Source organism: Bordetella genomosp. 8 (assembly GCF_002119685.1).
GTDB lineage: Bacteria > Pseudomonadota > Gammaproteobacteria > Burkholderiales > Burkholderiaceae_B > Bordetella_C.
Map to the genome: position 1 here is coordinate 95,646 of NZ_CP021108.1, position 13,778 is coordinate 109,423.

Consider the following 13,778-nt stretch of genomic DNA (forward strand, 5'->3'; position numbering starts at 1 on the left):
CAATGTTATGCCGATTCGACAGAAAAACAGGATAAAAATTCCGGCGCGGGCGGCCTAAGATGACGTTTATGAACGATCGTCTTCACTCCCAGGCTTTGAATGGCGCCGACGCCGGCGGCGCGCCCCCTGCCCTCAACGGCGCCCGCATCCTGCTGGAAACGTTGATTTCCCATGGCGTGGATACCATCTTCGGCTATCCGGGAGGCGCCTTGCTGCCCCTGTACGACGCGCTCTACGCGGAACCGCGGCTGCGTCATGTCCTGGTGCGCCATGAGCAGGCCGCCGTCCACGCCGCGGAAGGCTATGCACGCACCACCGGCCGCACGGGCGTGGTGCTCGTCACGTCGGGTCCGGGGATGGCGAATACGACATCCGGCCTGCTGGACGCGATGTGCGACTCCATTCCGGTGCTGTGCATCAGCGGCCAGGTCGCCACCGCCGCCATCGGGACGGACGCCTTCCAGGAGTGCGATGCCATCGGCATCTCCCGGCCCGTCACGAAATGGAATACCCAGATCATGCGGGTGGACGCGGTCGCCGATACCGTGTCGCGCGCCTTGGCGCTGACGCGCAACGGCCGCCCCGGTCCGGTGCTGGTCGATTTTCCCAAGGATATACAGCTGGCCCTGCCGGCGGACCAGGACGACGCCCTGCCGGCGGCGGAACGCCATGGCGTGGCGGCGCTGCGGGCGCGGCGGCAGGCGGCCAAGTCCGCCTTCAAGGTGCCGCAGAGCGCGGTGCGGCGCGCGGCCGACCTGATCGCGCAGGCGCGCCGGCCGGTGTTCTACGGCGGCGGCGGGCTGATCAATGCCGGCCCCGCCGCCTGCGAGGCCTTCACCGATCTGGTCCGCCACGTCAATGCGCCCTGCACGCTGACGCTCATGGGCCTGGGCGCCTTTCCCGCTTCCGACCCGCGTTTCCTGGGGATGCTGGGCATGCATGGCACCCTGGAGGCCAACCTGGCCATGCACCATGCCGACCTGATCGTGTGCGTGGGCGCGCGGTTCGACGATCGCATCACCGGCCGGCTGGCGGACTTCTGCCCGCATGCGCGCAAGATCCATATCGACATCGATCCCGCATCGATCAACAAGGTGGTGCGAGTGGATGTCGCCATGGTGGGCGATTGCCAGCCCCTGGTCACCGCCCTGCGCCAGGCGGTGGGCGACCATGCGCCGCCGGCGGCGCAGCTGGAAACCTGGTGGCACCGCATCGAACGCTGGCGCGGCAAGGATTGCCTGGGCTTCGAGCCCCGCGCCGACGCCATCCTGCCGCAGCAGTTGATGAGCCGCCTGGACGCCGCGTTGGCGGGCCGCGACGCGATCGTGTCGACGGACGTCGGCCAGCACCAGATGTGGGCCGCGCAGTACCTGCGTTTCGACGGGCCCAACCGCTGGCTGACCTCGGGCGGCGCGGGCACGATGGGCTATGGCCTGCCGGCGGCCATCGGCGCGCAGATCGCCCACCCCGGCCGCACGGTGGTGTGCGTCAGCGGCGATGCATCGGTGCTGATGAACATCCAGGAGCTATCGACGGCTGTGCAGCACGGGGTGCCGGTCAAGGTGGTGTTGTGCAACAACGGCTACATGGGCATGGTGCGCCAGTGGCAGGAGCTGATCCACGGCGGGCGCTACAGCCACAGCTATAACGCGTCGCTGCCGGATTTCGTGGCGGTGGCGAAGGCCTTCGGCTGGAATGCCGGGCGGGTGACCGATCCGGCGGGGCTGGACGATGCGCTGGCCGAGTGCCTGGACAGCCCGGGGCCCTATTTCCTGGACGTCTGCGTGGCCGAACAGGAAAACTGCTATCCCATGATGCCCGCCGGCCATGGCCACCATCGCATGATGCTGGCCAATGGCGTGTGGTACGAAGAGGACGCCTGACTCAATCGTGCTTGATCGATATCGTCTTCAGCACGGTGAATCCGTACAGTGCTTCGAAGCCCTTTTCGCGGCCATGGCCGCTGGCCTTGACGCCGCCGAAGGGCAGTTCGATGCCGCCGCCCGCGCCGTAGTTGTTGATGAAGACCTGGCCCGCGCGCACCTTGCGGGCCATGCGCAGCTGTCGTCCGCCGTCGCGCGTCCAGACGCTGGCCACCAGGCCGTAGTCGGTGGCGTTGGCGATGCGCACGGCGTCCGCCTCGTCCTCGAAGGGCATCGCCGCCAGGACGGGACCGAAGACTTCGTCGCGGGCCAGCCTGTGCGCCAGCGGTACGTCGCGCAATAGCGTCGGCACCTGGTAGAAGCCCGCCGAAGGCGCGCTGTCGCTGAGCTTGCCCTGCGCGACGGTGGCGATGCCGTCGCCGCGCGCCTGCGCCAGGAAGTCGGCCACGCGGGCCTGCTGGGTCTTGCGGATCAGGGGCCCGCAATCCAGGTCCTGGTCGGCGGGGCCGGTGCGCAGGGCGGCGAAAGCCGCCCCGACTTTTTCCAGGACTTCTTCATAGGCGCTGCGCTGGATCAGCAGGCGGCTGCCGGCCGAGCAGGTCTGCCCGGCGTTCTGCACGATGGCATTGATGACCACTGGCAGCATGGCGTCGAAATCGGCGTCGGCGAAGACGATCTGCGGCGATTTGCCCCCCAGTTCGGTCGTGACGGGCGTGTGGTTCGCCGCGGCGGTCTGCGTGACCAGGATCCCGATGGCGGGCGAACCGGTGAACGAAATATGGTCGATGCCGGGATGGCGCGCCAGGGCGTCGCCGGCCTCGTGCCCGTAGCCGGTCACCACATTGATCGCGCCCGGCGGAAAGCCGGCTTCGGCCGCCAGTTCGGCGATGCGCAGCACCGACAGGCAGGCGTCTTCCGCGGGCTTGACCACGCAGGCGTTGCCGGCGGCCAGCGCGCCGCCGACGCTGCGGCCGAAGATCTGCAGCGGGTAGTTCCAGGGCACGATGTGGCCCGTGACGCCGTGCGGCTCGCGCAAGGTCAGGACGGTATAGCCGTTCTGGTAAGGCAGGGTTTCGCCGTGCAGTTTGTCGGCCGCGCCGCCGTAGAACTCGAAGTAGCGGGAAATGGCCGTGACGTCGGCGCGCGCCTGCCTGGTCGGCTTGCCGCAATCGCGCGATTCGAGGGCGGCCAGTTCGTCGAAGTGGTCCAGCACCAGCCGTGACAACTTGAGCATCAGGCGTCCGCGTTCCGCCGCGGTCAGCGCGCCCCAGGGGCCTTCGTAGGCCTTGCGCGCCGCGCTGACCGCCCGGTCGATGTCGGCCGCGTTGCCGCGCGGAATGGCGTCGAACTCCTGCCCCGTCGACGGATCGATCACCGGAATGAATTCGCCGGTGGACGAGGGCACGGGACGGTTGTCGATGAAATGCTGCTGCATGGCGGTAGTCTCCTTTGTGCCGCGCGGCCCGGCCGCCGGGTCAGGCCGCGGTCTTGGCCGGCGCTTTCCTGGCGGCCGCCTTCTTGGCGGGTGCTTTCTTCGCCGCGGTCTTCGCGGCAGTCTTGCCGGCGCTCTTCGTAGCTGTCTTGGTGGCTGTCTTCGTGGCTGTCTTCGTGGCTGTCTTCGTGGCTGTCTTCGTGGCCGTCTTGGCCGCCGTCTTCCCCGCGCCGCCCGCCGTCTTGCCGGCCGCCTTCTCCGCGCGCGGCTCGAACTCGAAGCCTATCTTGCCGTCGGGCTGGCGCACCAGGTAAGCCTTGAACTTGCGGTTGGTGCGGCTGGACACGAAGCCGTCCAGCAGATCCGTGCGGCCCTCGGTCAGCAGCTTTTCCATCTGCGCGCGCGAGATCTCCTGCTGCAGGATGACCTTGCCGGAACGGAAGGTGCAGGTCTTTTCGGGACCGACCGACTTTTCGCACACATAGCTCATGCCGTACTCGAATACCCGCGAGTGGCATTTCGGGCAGGGACCGACCGGCGTCTGGCCGGAAAAATCCACCGGCTCGTTGTCTTCGTCGTTGCTCTGGCCGAAGTCGAACTCCAGCTTGTATTCGTCGGTGATGCGCAGGATGGCGGCGAACGGCCGGCCCATCTTGCTGATGAAGCCCTGCAAGGGACCGATCTCGCGCTTGGCCAGCAATTCCTCGACTTCGGGCAGTTCGAAGGTACGGCCGCCCGGATGCTTGCCGATCGAGAAGTCGCAGTTGGTGCAGGCGTAGCGGCGGTAGTTTTCCTTGACCACGCCGCCGCATTTGGGACACGGCGTCTTCAGGGTCGCATAGTCGCCCGGCACGGTGTCGCGCTCGTACTCCTTGGCCCGCTTGACGATGATCTGCGTCATCTGCGCGATTTCGCGCATGAAGGCATCGCGCTGCAGCCCGCCCTGTTCGATCTGCTTGAGCTTGTGTTCCCATTCGCCCGTGAGTTCGGGCGACGTCAGTTCGGTCACGTCCAGGCCCGACAGCAGCGTCATGAGCTGGCGCGCCTTGGCGGTGGGGACCAGGTCGCGGCCTTCGCGGCGCAGATAGCCTTCGTTCAGCAGCCCTTCGATGATGGCGGCGCGCGTGGCCGGCGTGCCGAGCCCGCGTTCGGACATGGCTTCGCGCAGTTCTTCGTCCTCGACCAGCTTGCCGGCGCCTTCCATCGCGGAAAGCAGCGTGGCTTCGTTGTAGCGTGGCGGCGGCTTGGTGGCCAGGCCGACGGCTTCGACGTCTTCGGTGCGGACTTTTTCGCCATCCGCGACCGGCACTAGGTTGGCGTCCTCGTCCTGCGCTTCCTTGCCGTAGACGGCCAGCCAACCGGGGGCGACCAGCACCTTGCCGTCGGTGCGGAAGCGATGGCCTTGCACGTCCGTCATGCGCGTCGTGACGCGGTACTCGGCCGCGGGGAAGAACACCGCCAGGAAGCGCTTGAGTACCAGGTCGTACAGCTTGGCCTCGGCCTCGCTCAGGTCGCGCGGCACCTGCAGCGTCGGGATGATCGCGAAGTGATCCGAGACCTTCTTGTTGTCGAAGATGCGGCGATTCGGCTTGACCCAGTTTTCCGACACGATCTTTGCCGCATGGCGCGCGCTGGCACCGGCGGGACCGCCCTGGGCGTCGGACAGGGTGCGCATGGTGTCGCGCACCGTGTTGATGTAGTCCTCGGGCAGGTAGCGCGAATCGGTACGCGGATAGGTCAGCGCCTTGTGGCGTTCATACAGCGTCTGCGCCAGGGCCAGCGTGGTCTTGGCGGAAAAACCGAAGCGGCCGTTCGCTTCGCGCTGCAGGGACGTCAGGTCGTACAGGGCGGGCGACAGTTGCGTCGACGGCTTGGATTCTTCCGTGACCGTACCGCTTTGTTCGCGGCAGGCCGCGACGACGCTCTGCGCGGCCGCCAGCGACCACAGGCGCGATTCGCGCTTTTCCGGATCGCGGTCGTCCTTCTTGAAATCCGGATCGATCCAGCGTCCTTCGTACAGGCCGGCGGCGGCGACGAAGGTGGCGCGCACTTCCCAGTAATCGCGCGACACGAAGGCGCGGATGCGGTTCTCGCGTTCGTGCACGATGGCCAGCGTCGGCGTCTGCACGCGACCGACCGGGGTCTTGAAGAAGCCGCCGTCCTTGCTGTTGAAGGCGGTCATGGCGCGCGTGCCGTTGATCCCCACCAGCCAATCGGCTTCGGCGCGCGAACGCGCGGCGGCTTCCAGCGGCTTCATGATGCCGTCGTCGCGCAGGTTGGCGAAGGCGTCGCGGATGGCGGCCTGCGTCATGGACTGCAGCCAAAGCCGTTGGATCGGCTTGTTCACCCCGGCGTACTGGATGATGTAACGAAAGATCAGTTCACCTTCGCGGCCCGCGTCACAGGCGTTGATGATGCTGTCGACGTCCTTGCGCTTGGCCAGGCGCACCAGCAGCTTGAGGCGTTCGCTGGAACGTTTGTCGGTGGGATCCAGCTCGAACTTCGGCGGGATGACGGGCAGGTGCGTGAAGCTCCATTTACCCTTCACCGGATCGTTGGGGGCGACGAGGCTCAGCAGATGGCCGACACTGGACGCCAAGACGTAACGTTCGCTTTCAAAGTATTCCCCTTCACGCGCGAAGCCTCCCAGGGCGCGTGATATATCCAGGGCGACCGAGGGCTTCTCGGCAATAATCAACGTTTTGCTCATGAGTATCCAATGGCGGCTGGCCGCCGCAATAGCGCGGATGATAAGAGGGGAGAATCGCCAGATGCAAGTCGACGCCCGTATGCCGGCAGGATCGGAATTGCACGCTTGGCGCGCGTTTCTGGCGCGCGCGACGCTGGCGCTCGGGTTATTGCTGCTGGCCAGCGCGGCGGTTTGCTGGGTCGCCGCCAACTGGGCGGCGATGAGCAAGGTACAGCGTTTGGCCGGAACCCAGGCCCTGCTGGTAGCAAGCGCCTTGCTCGCCGCCGTCCTGTACGTGCGGCCCGCGCGCACCGCCATTGCCGCGCATGGACGGGCCTGCGTGGTCGGACTGGCCGGGGTACTGCTGGGCGCGCTCCTGGCCCTGGTCGGCCAGACCTACCAGACCGGTGCAGATACCTGGGAGCTGTTCGGGCTGTGGGCGGCCTTGATGCTGCCCTGGGCCCTGGCGGCGCGCAGCCAGGGAGTATGGCTGTTCTGGATCGTCCTGGCCAATATCGCGTTGGCCTTGTTGCTGGGCGAGCGGGTGCTGTCCTGGTGGGTGGTCTTCGGTGGTCCCGGTTTTGCCAGCCTGGTGGTCGCCGCCTTCAATATAGTGATGCTGGCGGCCTGGGAATTCTGCGCCTGGCGCGGCCACGCCCGTACCGGCGTCGGGCCGCGCGTGCTGGTGCTCCTGGCGGTCGGCGTGCTGGCGCTGGCGCTCATGTTCGGCGAGTCCATCGTCGAAGGGTTGGGGACCTATACGGGCGTGGCCTGGGTGGGCGTCACCCTGGTGCTGGGTTTCTTCTACACACGCGTCCGGCGCGACCTGGTCGTGCTGGCCTTGCTGGCGGCCGGCGTCATCTGCGTGTCCCTGCGCGTGGTCGGCGAATGGCTGTTGAGCATCGACCCGGGCGTTTGGGTGGCATTGCCGCTGGCGGCCCTGCTGATGGGCGAAGCCGTGATCGCCGCGCGCTGGTTGCGGCGCCTGGCCGCCAGCCAGCCCGAGGCGGCCGTGGCGCCCGATGCCGCGTACCTGCAGCCGGCGGACGCAGTCGAGGTCCCCGCCGCCGCGCCGGCCGGCCTGCCGGCGGCCGTGGCCGCGCACGTCCCGCCCGCGGCGGATCCGGCTGCCGGCGTTACGGCCCCGGCTGTCGCGGCCGCATCGACGCCGACCGCGCCCGAAGCCGTGCCCTCCGCCGGCGCGGATGTCGAGCCCGTTCCGGTGATCCAGCTGGGTCCGCAGACCACACACCGCACCCACACGCCGTGGTACGTGCAGGGCCTCCTGGCCCTGAGCGCCTGGTTCGCCACGACCCTGCTGCTGGTTTTCCTGCTCGCGTCCGGCATCGTCCCGTCCACGTCGGCCGCCCTGGTGCTGGGCCTGGTGCTTTGCGTGGCCGGGGTGGCGGTGGCGCGCAATGCCCAGCAGTTGTTCTGGCGCCAGTGCGCGACCGCGCTGGCGTTCTCGGGCCTGATCCTGGTGGCCGTGGGCCTGTCGATCACCAATTCGCCCACCGGCTCGGCCCTGCTCATCCTGGTGCTGGCCGCGGTGGTCTACGTGCTGGCGCCGGACGTCATCCTGCGTTTCCTGAGCGCGCTGATGATGGCCATGGCGCTGTTCATCCTGACCACGTTCTCGGCGGACACCCAGGACCTGTATGACCATGTGCTGACCTGGATGGGTTTCGACGTGGTGCGCGGGCTGACCATCTGGCTGCCCGCCTGCGTATGCGCCGCGTGGCTGGCGGCGGCGGCCTTCCTGACGCGCGAGCGCATGGCCGTGGCCCGTCGCGACCTGCTGCAGCCCTTGGCGTGGGCGTTTTCGCTGGCGGCGCAGGCAGGCGCCCTGCAGGCGGCCGGCGCGCCGGTATGGGAGCTGCCGGCCCTGTGGGCCTTGCATCCTCCCGCCGCCATCTTCCTGGTGCTGGCGGCCCTGCTGCCGGTCGCCGTGGGCTGGGCCTTGATCCGCCGCCGCCGCGCGGTACTGCCGCGCAGCCTGCGCATCGGCGTACCGGTGGGGCTTTTGATCCTGGGCATCTGCTGGCTGCCGGCCCCGGGTATCGCTTTCGCGCTGGCGTGGATCCTGCTGGGCTTCGGCCTGGGGCGGACGCGTTTGCTGCGCTGGGGCCAGATCGTGTTGCTGGCCTACCTGGTTCTCTATTATTACCAGCTGACGGTGCCGCTGCTGCAGAAGTCCGTGTGGCTGGCCGGCGCGGGCGTGCTGCTGTTGCTCATGCGGCTGGTCGCCTGGCGCCTGCCGCGCCTGCTGGAAGGCCGTCCGGCCGTGGCGGCCCTGGCGCCCGCTTCGCCGCGCCGTCCTCTCTGGGCAGCAGTCATGGTGGCCGGGCTGGCCGCGGTGCTGATCGTCGTCAACACGGGCATCTGGCAGCGCGAAAAACTGCTGGCCGGCGGCCATGTCGTACGGCTGGCCCTGGCGCCCGTCGATCCCCGCTCGCTGATGCAGGGCGACTACATGGCCCTGCGCTTCGCCGCCGCGCGCGACATCGTGCGCCTGGAGGACGGCCGCGATCCTGGCGTGGCCAGCCTGTGGGGCGGCCCGCGCACCGATGGATACGTCGTGCTGGCCCCCGATGGCCAGGGCGTGGCCCAGCCCGTGCGCGTGCAGCCGGCGCCGCAGCCCCACGACGGCGGCGAAGTCGTGCTGCGCTATCGCCTGCGCGCCGACGGCGTGCGCCTGGTCACCAATGCCTATTTCTTTCCGGAGGGCGAGGCGGAACGCTACCAGGATGCCCGCTATGGCGAGTTCCGGGTCGGCGACGACGGCACCGGCCTGCTGGTGCGCCTGTTGAACGCCGACCTTCAGCCCTTATAGCGGCGCGCCCACTGGCGGGTGGCCTCGGCCAGGAAGGACGCGGGCCGGTCGGCCGCGATGGGGCCGAAGCCCAGGGCGCGCCAGGCCAGCGCCAGGGCCTCCAGCGGCCGCGTAAGGTCCAGCGCCGGGGCGTGGTTCTGCTTGGACAGCTTCAGGCCCGTGGCGGGGTCGAGGACGAGCGGCACGTGCATCACCCGCGGGGGATGTGCGCCGAGCATCCGCGCCAGCACGCGCTGACGCGCGGTCGAACTGAGCAGGTCGGCGCCGCGCACCACGTCGGTCACGCCCTGCGCGGCGTCGTCGACCACCACCGCCAATTGATAGGCCCACATCCCGTCGGCCCGCTTCAGGACGAAGTCGCCCACCGCATGCGCGACGTCCTGCCGCTGCGGCCCCAGCCAGCGGTCGGCGAAAGTTTCTTCGCCGGGGGGTACGCGCAGGCGCCAGGCCCGCGCCAGCCTGCCTGGCGGCAGGCCGTCGCGGCAGGTGCCGGCATAGGGCCGTTCGCCGTCCAGCAGGGCCAGGGGAGCGCCGCGCGCGCGTTCCAGCGCCGCGTGGCTTTCCATGATCTCGCGCCGCGTGCAGGCGCAGCCGTAGACCAGGCCGCGCGCCGTCAGGTCGTCCAGCGCATGCCGGTAAGCCGCGTCGCGCTGCGATTGCCATATGACTTCGCCATCCCATTGCAGTCCCAGGCTGCGTAGCTGGCGCATGATGACGCGATCGGCGCCCGGTACCGTGCGCGGCGCGTCGATGTCTTCGATGCGCAGCAGCCAGGTGCCGCCGTGCGCGCGCGCATCCACGTAGCTGGCCAGGGCGGCCACCAGCGAACCCGCGTGCAGCGGACCGCTGGGGCTGGGAGCGAAACGGCCGATATAGGTCATGGGAAAGCACGGGCCCGAGGAGTGGGATGCGCCGTCGGTCGGGCCAAGGTCAACACGGAGTGGACACCAAAGCAAAACCGGCCCGAAGGCCGGCGGTGTGGCGGGAAGCCGACGGTTTCAGTGCAGGCAGCGCACGTCGCCTTCGTCGTCCAGCAATTCTTCCAGCACCAGATTGTCGATGTCCGCTTCCTGGCTCCACAGCACCATCAGCGCCGTGATCTTCAGCTTGGACAGGGGGACGGGCGATTCGGGCGCGGCCAGGGCGCGGTCGATGACGATCTCGCGCAGCGGCGCGGGCAGGACACCGGCGGATTCCAGGAAGGTGATGAAGCCGATGGCTTCGCTACCCAGCTGGCGGTATTCGCTATCGGTGTAGATGCGCGTGCCCGTGGCGGGCTGCTGTGCCAGGTCGACGCAGCGTTCGGTGGTCTCGGCCAGGCCATACAGCCAGCCTAGTGCGTCGTCGATGTCTTCGTGTTCGAAGCCCGCCGCTGCCAGGCGTTTAGCCAATACGTCAGCCGCGGGACAGGCTTGCGGCGTGTAGTAATTTTCAAAAAGATAGACCAGGATATCGAACATAGGGCGCAGCATTTAGGCCAGTTTGCCCAGTCGGCCCGCTTATCGGCAAACCAGCAAACATGAATTCACTTTACGCTTATTCAAGTCCCGGGGCAACCGGCCGGCGCCGGCGTTATGGACAGGCGGCGGACGTAGCGCGGGGATCGCGGGAATAGGCACGAAATTCAGTCAATATTCAGGTTTTATCGCCCACTGTCGCGGGGCTTGCCGGGCACCAACCGGGCGCCTGCGGGCATGCATGAGGAGAACCGTTTGGACAATACCGAGTTGGATATGAGCGGCGCGGCGACGCCCGTTCCGGAGCTGGCGCCGCCCGCGAGTATCGGCGATACGCTTGAGCAGGTGGACACCCCCAGCCTGGTGGTGGACCTGGATGCCTTCGAGCACAACCTGCGCGCCATGCAGGACTGGGCCGACCGCTGGAAGGTCACGCTTCGCCCGCATGCCAAGGCGCACAAATGCCCGGAAGTCGCCTTGCGCCAGGCCGCGCTGGGCGCGCGCGGCGTGTGCGTGCAGAAGGTCAGCGAAGCCCTGCCGTTCGTGGCCGCCGGCATCCGCGATATCCACGTCAGCAATGAAGTCGTCGGCGCCGCAAAGCTCGAGCTCCTGGCGACGCTGGCCAGGCAGGCAAGGATCAGCGTGTGCGTCGACAACGCCGGCAATGTCGCCGACCTGTCGCGCGCGGCGGCGCGCCACGATGCGCGTATCGACGTGCTGGTCGAACTGGACGTCGGCCAGGGCCGCTGCGGCGTGCCGTCGGCCACCGCCGCGCTGGAACTGGCGCGCCGGATCGAAAGCCTGCCGGGACTGCGTTTCGCCGGGCTGCAGGCCTATCACGGTACGCTGCAACATCGCCGCGGCCACGCCGAACGCGCGGCGGCCTGCCGCGAAGCCGCCGCCCGCGCCAAGGAATGCGCCCGCATCCTGGCCGAACACGATTACGCCTGCCCGATCATCACGGGCTCCGGGACCGGCACAGCGGAATTCGACGCGCCGGGCCGCGTTTACACGGAATTGCAGGCGGGAACCTATCCCTTCATGGACGTGGACTACGGCGACAACGAATGGGCGGGCGAGCTGCGCCTGCGCAACAGCCTGTTCCTGCTCACTACGGTGATGAGCACGCCCACCGCCGACCGCATCGTGCTGGATGCCGGGCTGAAATCGACCACCATCGAATGCGGGTTGCCGCGCCTGCATGAGCAGCCCGGGCTGACCTATGTGGCGGCCAACGACGAGCATGGCGTGGTGCGCGTGGCGGCCGGCGCCGTCGCGCCGGCGCTGGGCGCCAAGCTGTTGCTGGTGCCGTCGCATTGCGATCCCACTTTCAATCTGCACGACACGCTGGTGGCGACGCGCGGCGGCGTCGTGGAAGGCCTGTGGCCGATCGCGGCGCGCGGGCTCAGCCGTTGATATCGGCCGGGTGCCCGCGCCGTACGGGCCGCGCTAGCTTCCCAGCCCCAGGAAGTGGCGCAGCTCCGGCGTCTGGGGATTACCGAACACCGTTTCGGGGTCTCCGGTTTCATGCACGCGGCCTTCGTGCATGAAGACCACCCGGTCGCAGACTTCGCGCGCGAAGCGCATCTCGTGCGTCACCATGATGAGCGTCATGCCTTCGGCTGCCAGCGCGCGCACGACGGACAGCACCTCGTTCACCAGTTCGGGGTCCAGCGCGGAGGTGATCTCATCGCACAGCAGCGCGATCGGCTGCATGGCCAATGCGCGCGCGATGGCGACGCGCTGCTGCTGGCCGCCCGACAACTGGTCGGGCCAGGCGTCGAACTTGTGACCCAGCCCCACGCGCTCCAGCATCTGCCGCGCCAGCACGGCGGCCTCGGCTTCCGGCATTTTGCGCGTGACCATGGGCGAGAGCATGACGTTGCGGCCGGCGCTCAGGTGCGGGAACAGGTTGAACTGCTGGAAGATCATGCCGACCTTCAGGCGCAATGCGCGCAGGTGCAGGTCGTCGTTCACCAACTGCGCGTCGGCCACCATGATGGAGCCCTCATCGATCGTCTCCAGGCCGTTGATGCAGCGTAGCAGCGTGCTCTTGCCCGATCCGCTCTTGCCGATGATGGCGATGACTTCGCCCGGTTCCACGCGTAGCGTCACGCCCTTCAGGACTTCATTGGATCCGAAGCGCTTGCGTATTTCTTCAAGTGCGATGAGCGGCATGCAGCTTCCTTTCCAGCGCCTTGCTGGCGCGCGACAACGGCCAGCAGAGGACGAAATAAATGAGCGCGGCCACCGCATAGACCGTGAAGGGATTGAAGGTGGCGTTGGTGATGATGGTGCTGGCCTTGGACAGTTCCGTGAATCCGATGATGGAAGTCAGTGCCGTGCTCTTGACGATCTGCACGGTAAAGCCCACCGTCGGCGCCACCGCGATGCGCAGGGCTTGCGGCAGGATCACGTGGCGCATCTGCTGCGCGTACCCCATCGCCAGGCTGGATGAGGCTTCCCATTGCCCGCGCGGAATGGCGTCGACGCAGCCGCGCCAGATTTCCGCCAGGTAGGCGGCCGACCACAACACCAGGGCGGTGCCCGCTGCCAGCCAGGCCGGCACGTCCACGCCGGCCAGCGACAGGCCGAAGAAAGCCAGGAACAGCTGCATCAACAGCGGCGTGCCCTGGAACAGTTCGATGAAGGCCCATGCGGCCCGGCGCGGCCAGGGCGCGCGCGCCGTGCGCATCATCAACACGCACAGGCCCAGCACGGCGCCGCCGGCGAAGGCGACCGTCGCCAGCACCACGGTCCAGCGCGCCGCCAGCAGCAGATTGCGCACGATGTCCCACAGCGAAAACTCGATCATCGCGCGCTCCCGCCGAACATGCGCCTGCCCGCGTAGCGCAGCAACTGCCGCAACACGATCGCCAGTATCAGGTAGATCACCGTGGTCACGATGTAGACCTCGAACGGCCTGAAGTTGCGCGACTGGATGAAGTTCGCGGCGAAGGACAGGTCTTCCGCGGCGATCTGCGAGCACACGGCCGAACCCAGCATCACGATGACGATCTGCGACGACAGCGCGGGCCAGATGCGTGACAGCGCCGGCCGCAGCACGACGTGGCGGAAGACCTGGATACGGCTCATCGCCAGGCTGAACCCCGCCTCGTACTGGCCGCGCGGGGTGGCGTCGATGCCGGCACGTATGATTTCGGTGCTGTAGGCGCCCAGGTTGATCGCCATCGCCAGGCAGGCGGCCTGCATCTCGCCCATCTGCACGCCCAGCGAGGGCAGGCCGAAGAAGATGAAGAACAGCTGGATCAGGAAGGGCGTGTTGCGGATCAGTTCGACATAGGCCGTGACCGGCGGACGGGTCCAGCGCGGGCCCTGGGTGCTGGCCCATGCGCCGGCGATGCCGATGGCCACGCCCGCCACCGCGCCGACGGCGATCAATTCCACCGTCACGCCCAGGCCCTTCACCAGGACCGGGGTGTAATCGGCGATCGCCAGGAAATCGAAGCGGTAGGCCATGGGG

General features: G+C 68.1%; 10 protein-coding genes. 3 read left to right on the plus strand and 7 right to left on the minus strand.

Annotated elements, in window-relative coordinates; genetic code table 11:
- Positions 1-59: 59 nt before the first annotated feature.
- Complete coding sequence (ilvB, locus tag CAL12_RS00445) at positions 60-1,883, plus strand: biosynthetic-type acetolactate synthase large subunit (protein ID WP_086062677.1); 1,824 nt, start codon at positions 60-62, stop codon at positions 1,881-1,883.
- Position 1,884: 1 nt separating this feature from the next.
- Here the strand turns inward: ilvB and CAL12_RS00450 are convergent, their stop codons facing one another.
- Together CAL12_RS00450 and CAL12_RS00455 are read right to left on the minus strand one after the other, a co-directional pair.
- On the minus strand, positions 1,885-3,318 hold the full coding sequence (locus CAL12_RS00450) for an aldehyde dehydrogenase family protein (protein WP_086062678.1): 1,434 nt from the start codon (positions 3,316-3,318) through the stop codon (positions 1,885-1,887).
- Positions 3,319-3,358: 40 nt separating this feature from the next.
- Positions 3,359-6,025, minus strand: a complete 2,667-nt coding sequence (locus CAL12_RS00455) for a DNA topoisomerase III (RefSeq protein WP_086062679.1) — start codon at positions 6,023-6,025, stop codon at positions 3,359-3,361.
- A 61-nt stretch (positions 6,026-6,086) separates the two neighbouring features.
- Between CAL12_RS00455 and CAL12_RS00460 the strand changes: the two genes are divergently transcribed.
- Complete coding sequence (locus CAL12_RS00460; RefSeq protein ID WP_086062680.1) at positions 6,087-8,837, plus strand: GDYXXLXY domain-containing protein; 2,751 nt, start codon at positions 6,087-6,089, stop codon at positions 8,835-8,837.
- On the opposite strand, the gene gluQRS is transcribed toward CAL12_RS00460, so the two are convergent.
- Together gluQRS and CAL12_RS00470 are read right to left on the minus strand one after the other, a co-directional pair.
- Entirely contained in the window at positions 8,825-9,718 is an 894-nt protein-coding gene (gene gluQRS / locus CAL12_RS00465) for a tRNA glutamyl-Q(34) synthetase GluQRS (protein ID WP_086062681.1), read from the minus strand. The genes CAL12_RS00460 and gluQRS overlap by 13 nt on opposite strands.
- A 117-nt stretch (positions 9,719-9,835) precedes the next feature.
- On the minus strand, positions 9,836-10,297 hold the full coding sequence (locus CAL12_RS00470) for a DUF494 family protein (RefSeq protein WP_086062682.1): 462 nt from the start codon (positions 10,295-10,297) through the stop codon (positions 9,836-9,838).
- A gap of 273 nt (positions 10,298-10,570) precedes the next feature.
- On the opposite strand from CAL12_RS00470, the gene CAL12_RS00475 reads away from it, so the two are divergent.
- Complete coding sequence (locus tag CAL12_RS00475) at positions 10,571-11,710, plus strand: DSD1 family PLP-dependent enzyme (protein WP_086067592.1); 1,140 nt, start codon at positions 10,571-10,573, stop codon at positions 11,708-11,710.
- 33 nt (positions 11,711-11,743) lie between these two features.
- Here CAL12_RS00475 and CAL12_RS00480 read toward each other — a convergent pair whose 3' ends face one another.
- From CAL12_RS00480 to CAL12_RS00490, 3 genes are read right to left on the minus strand one after another with little or no spacing between them, the layout of a single operon-like run.
- Positions 11,744-12,472, minus strand: coding sequence for an amino acid ABC transporter ATP-binding protein (locus CAL12_RS00480; protein WP_086062683.1), 729 nt, complete (start codon positions 12,470-12,472; stop codon positions 11,744-11,746).
- A complete protein-coding gene (locus CAL12_RS00485; protein WP_086062684.1) occupies positions 12,453-13,109 on the minus strand; it encodes an amino acid ABC transporter permease in 657 nt (218 codons plus the stop codon). The genes CAL12_RS00480 and CAL12_RS00485 overlap by 20 nt, the downstream gene beginning before the upstream one ends.
- Entirely contained in the window at positions 13,106-13,774 is a 669-nt protein-coding gene (locus CAL12_RS00490; RefSeq protein ID WP_086062685.1) for an amino acid ABC transporter permease, read from the minus strand. Before CAL12_RS00490 ends, CAL12_RS00485 begins: the two co-directional genes overlap by 4 nt.
- Positions 13,775-13,778 lie beyond the last annotated feature (4 nt).

Bases quoted from the DNA above. Each gene is read 5' to 3' on its own strand.
- CAL12_RS00480 (WP_086062683.1), bottom strand. From the start codon at position 12,472: ATGCCGCTCATCGCACTTGAAGAAATACGCAAGCGCTTCGGATCCAAT.
- CAL12_RS00490 (WP_086062685.1), bottom strand. From the start codon at position 13,774: ATGGCCTACCGCTTCGATTTCCTGGCGATCGCCGATTACACCCCGGTC.
- ilvB (WP_086062677.1), top strand. From the start codon at position 60: ATGACGTTTATGAACGATCGTCTTCACTCCCAGGCTTTGAATGGCGCC.
- gluQRS (WP_086062681.1), bottom strand. From the start codon at position 9,718: ATGACCTATATCGGCCGTTTCGCTCCCAGCCCCAGCGGTCCGCTGCAC.
- CAL12_RS00470 (WP_086062682.1), bottom strand. From the start codon at position 10,297: ATGTTCGATATCCTGGTCTATCTTTTTGAAAATTACTACACGCCGCAA.
- CAL12_RS00455 (WP_086062679.1), bottom strand. From the start codon at position 6,025: ATGAGCAAAACGTTGATTATTGCCGAGAAGCCCTCGGTCGCCCTGGAT.
- CAL12_RS00460 (WP_086062680.1), top strand. From the start codon at position 6,087: ATGCAAGTCGACGCCCGTATGCCGGCAGGATCGGAATTGCACGCTTGG.
- CAL12_RS00450 (WP_086062678.1), bottom strand. From the start codon at position 3,318: ATGCAGCAGCATTTCATCGACAACCGTCCCGTGCCCTCGTCCACCGGC.
- CAL12_RS00485 (WP_086062684.1), bottom strand. From the start codon at position 13,109: ATGATCGAGTTTTCGCTGTGGGACATCGTGCGCAATCTGCTGCTGGCG.
- CAL12_RS00475 (WP_086067592.1), top strand. From the start codon at position 10,571: ATGAGCGGCGCGGCGACGCCCGTTCCGGAGCTGGCGCCGCCCGCGAGT.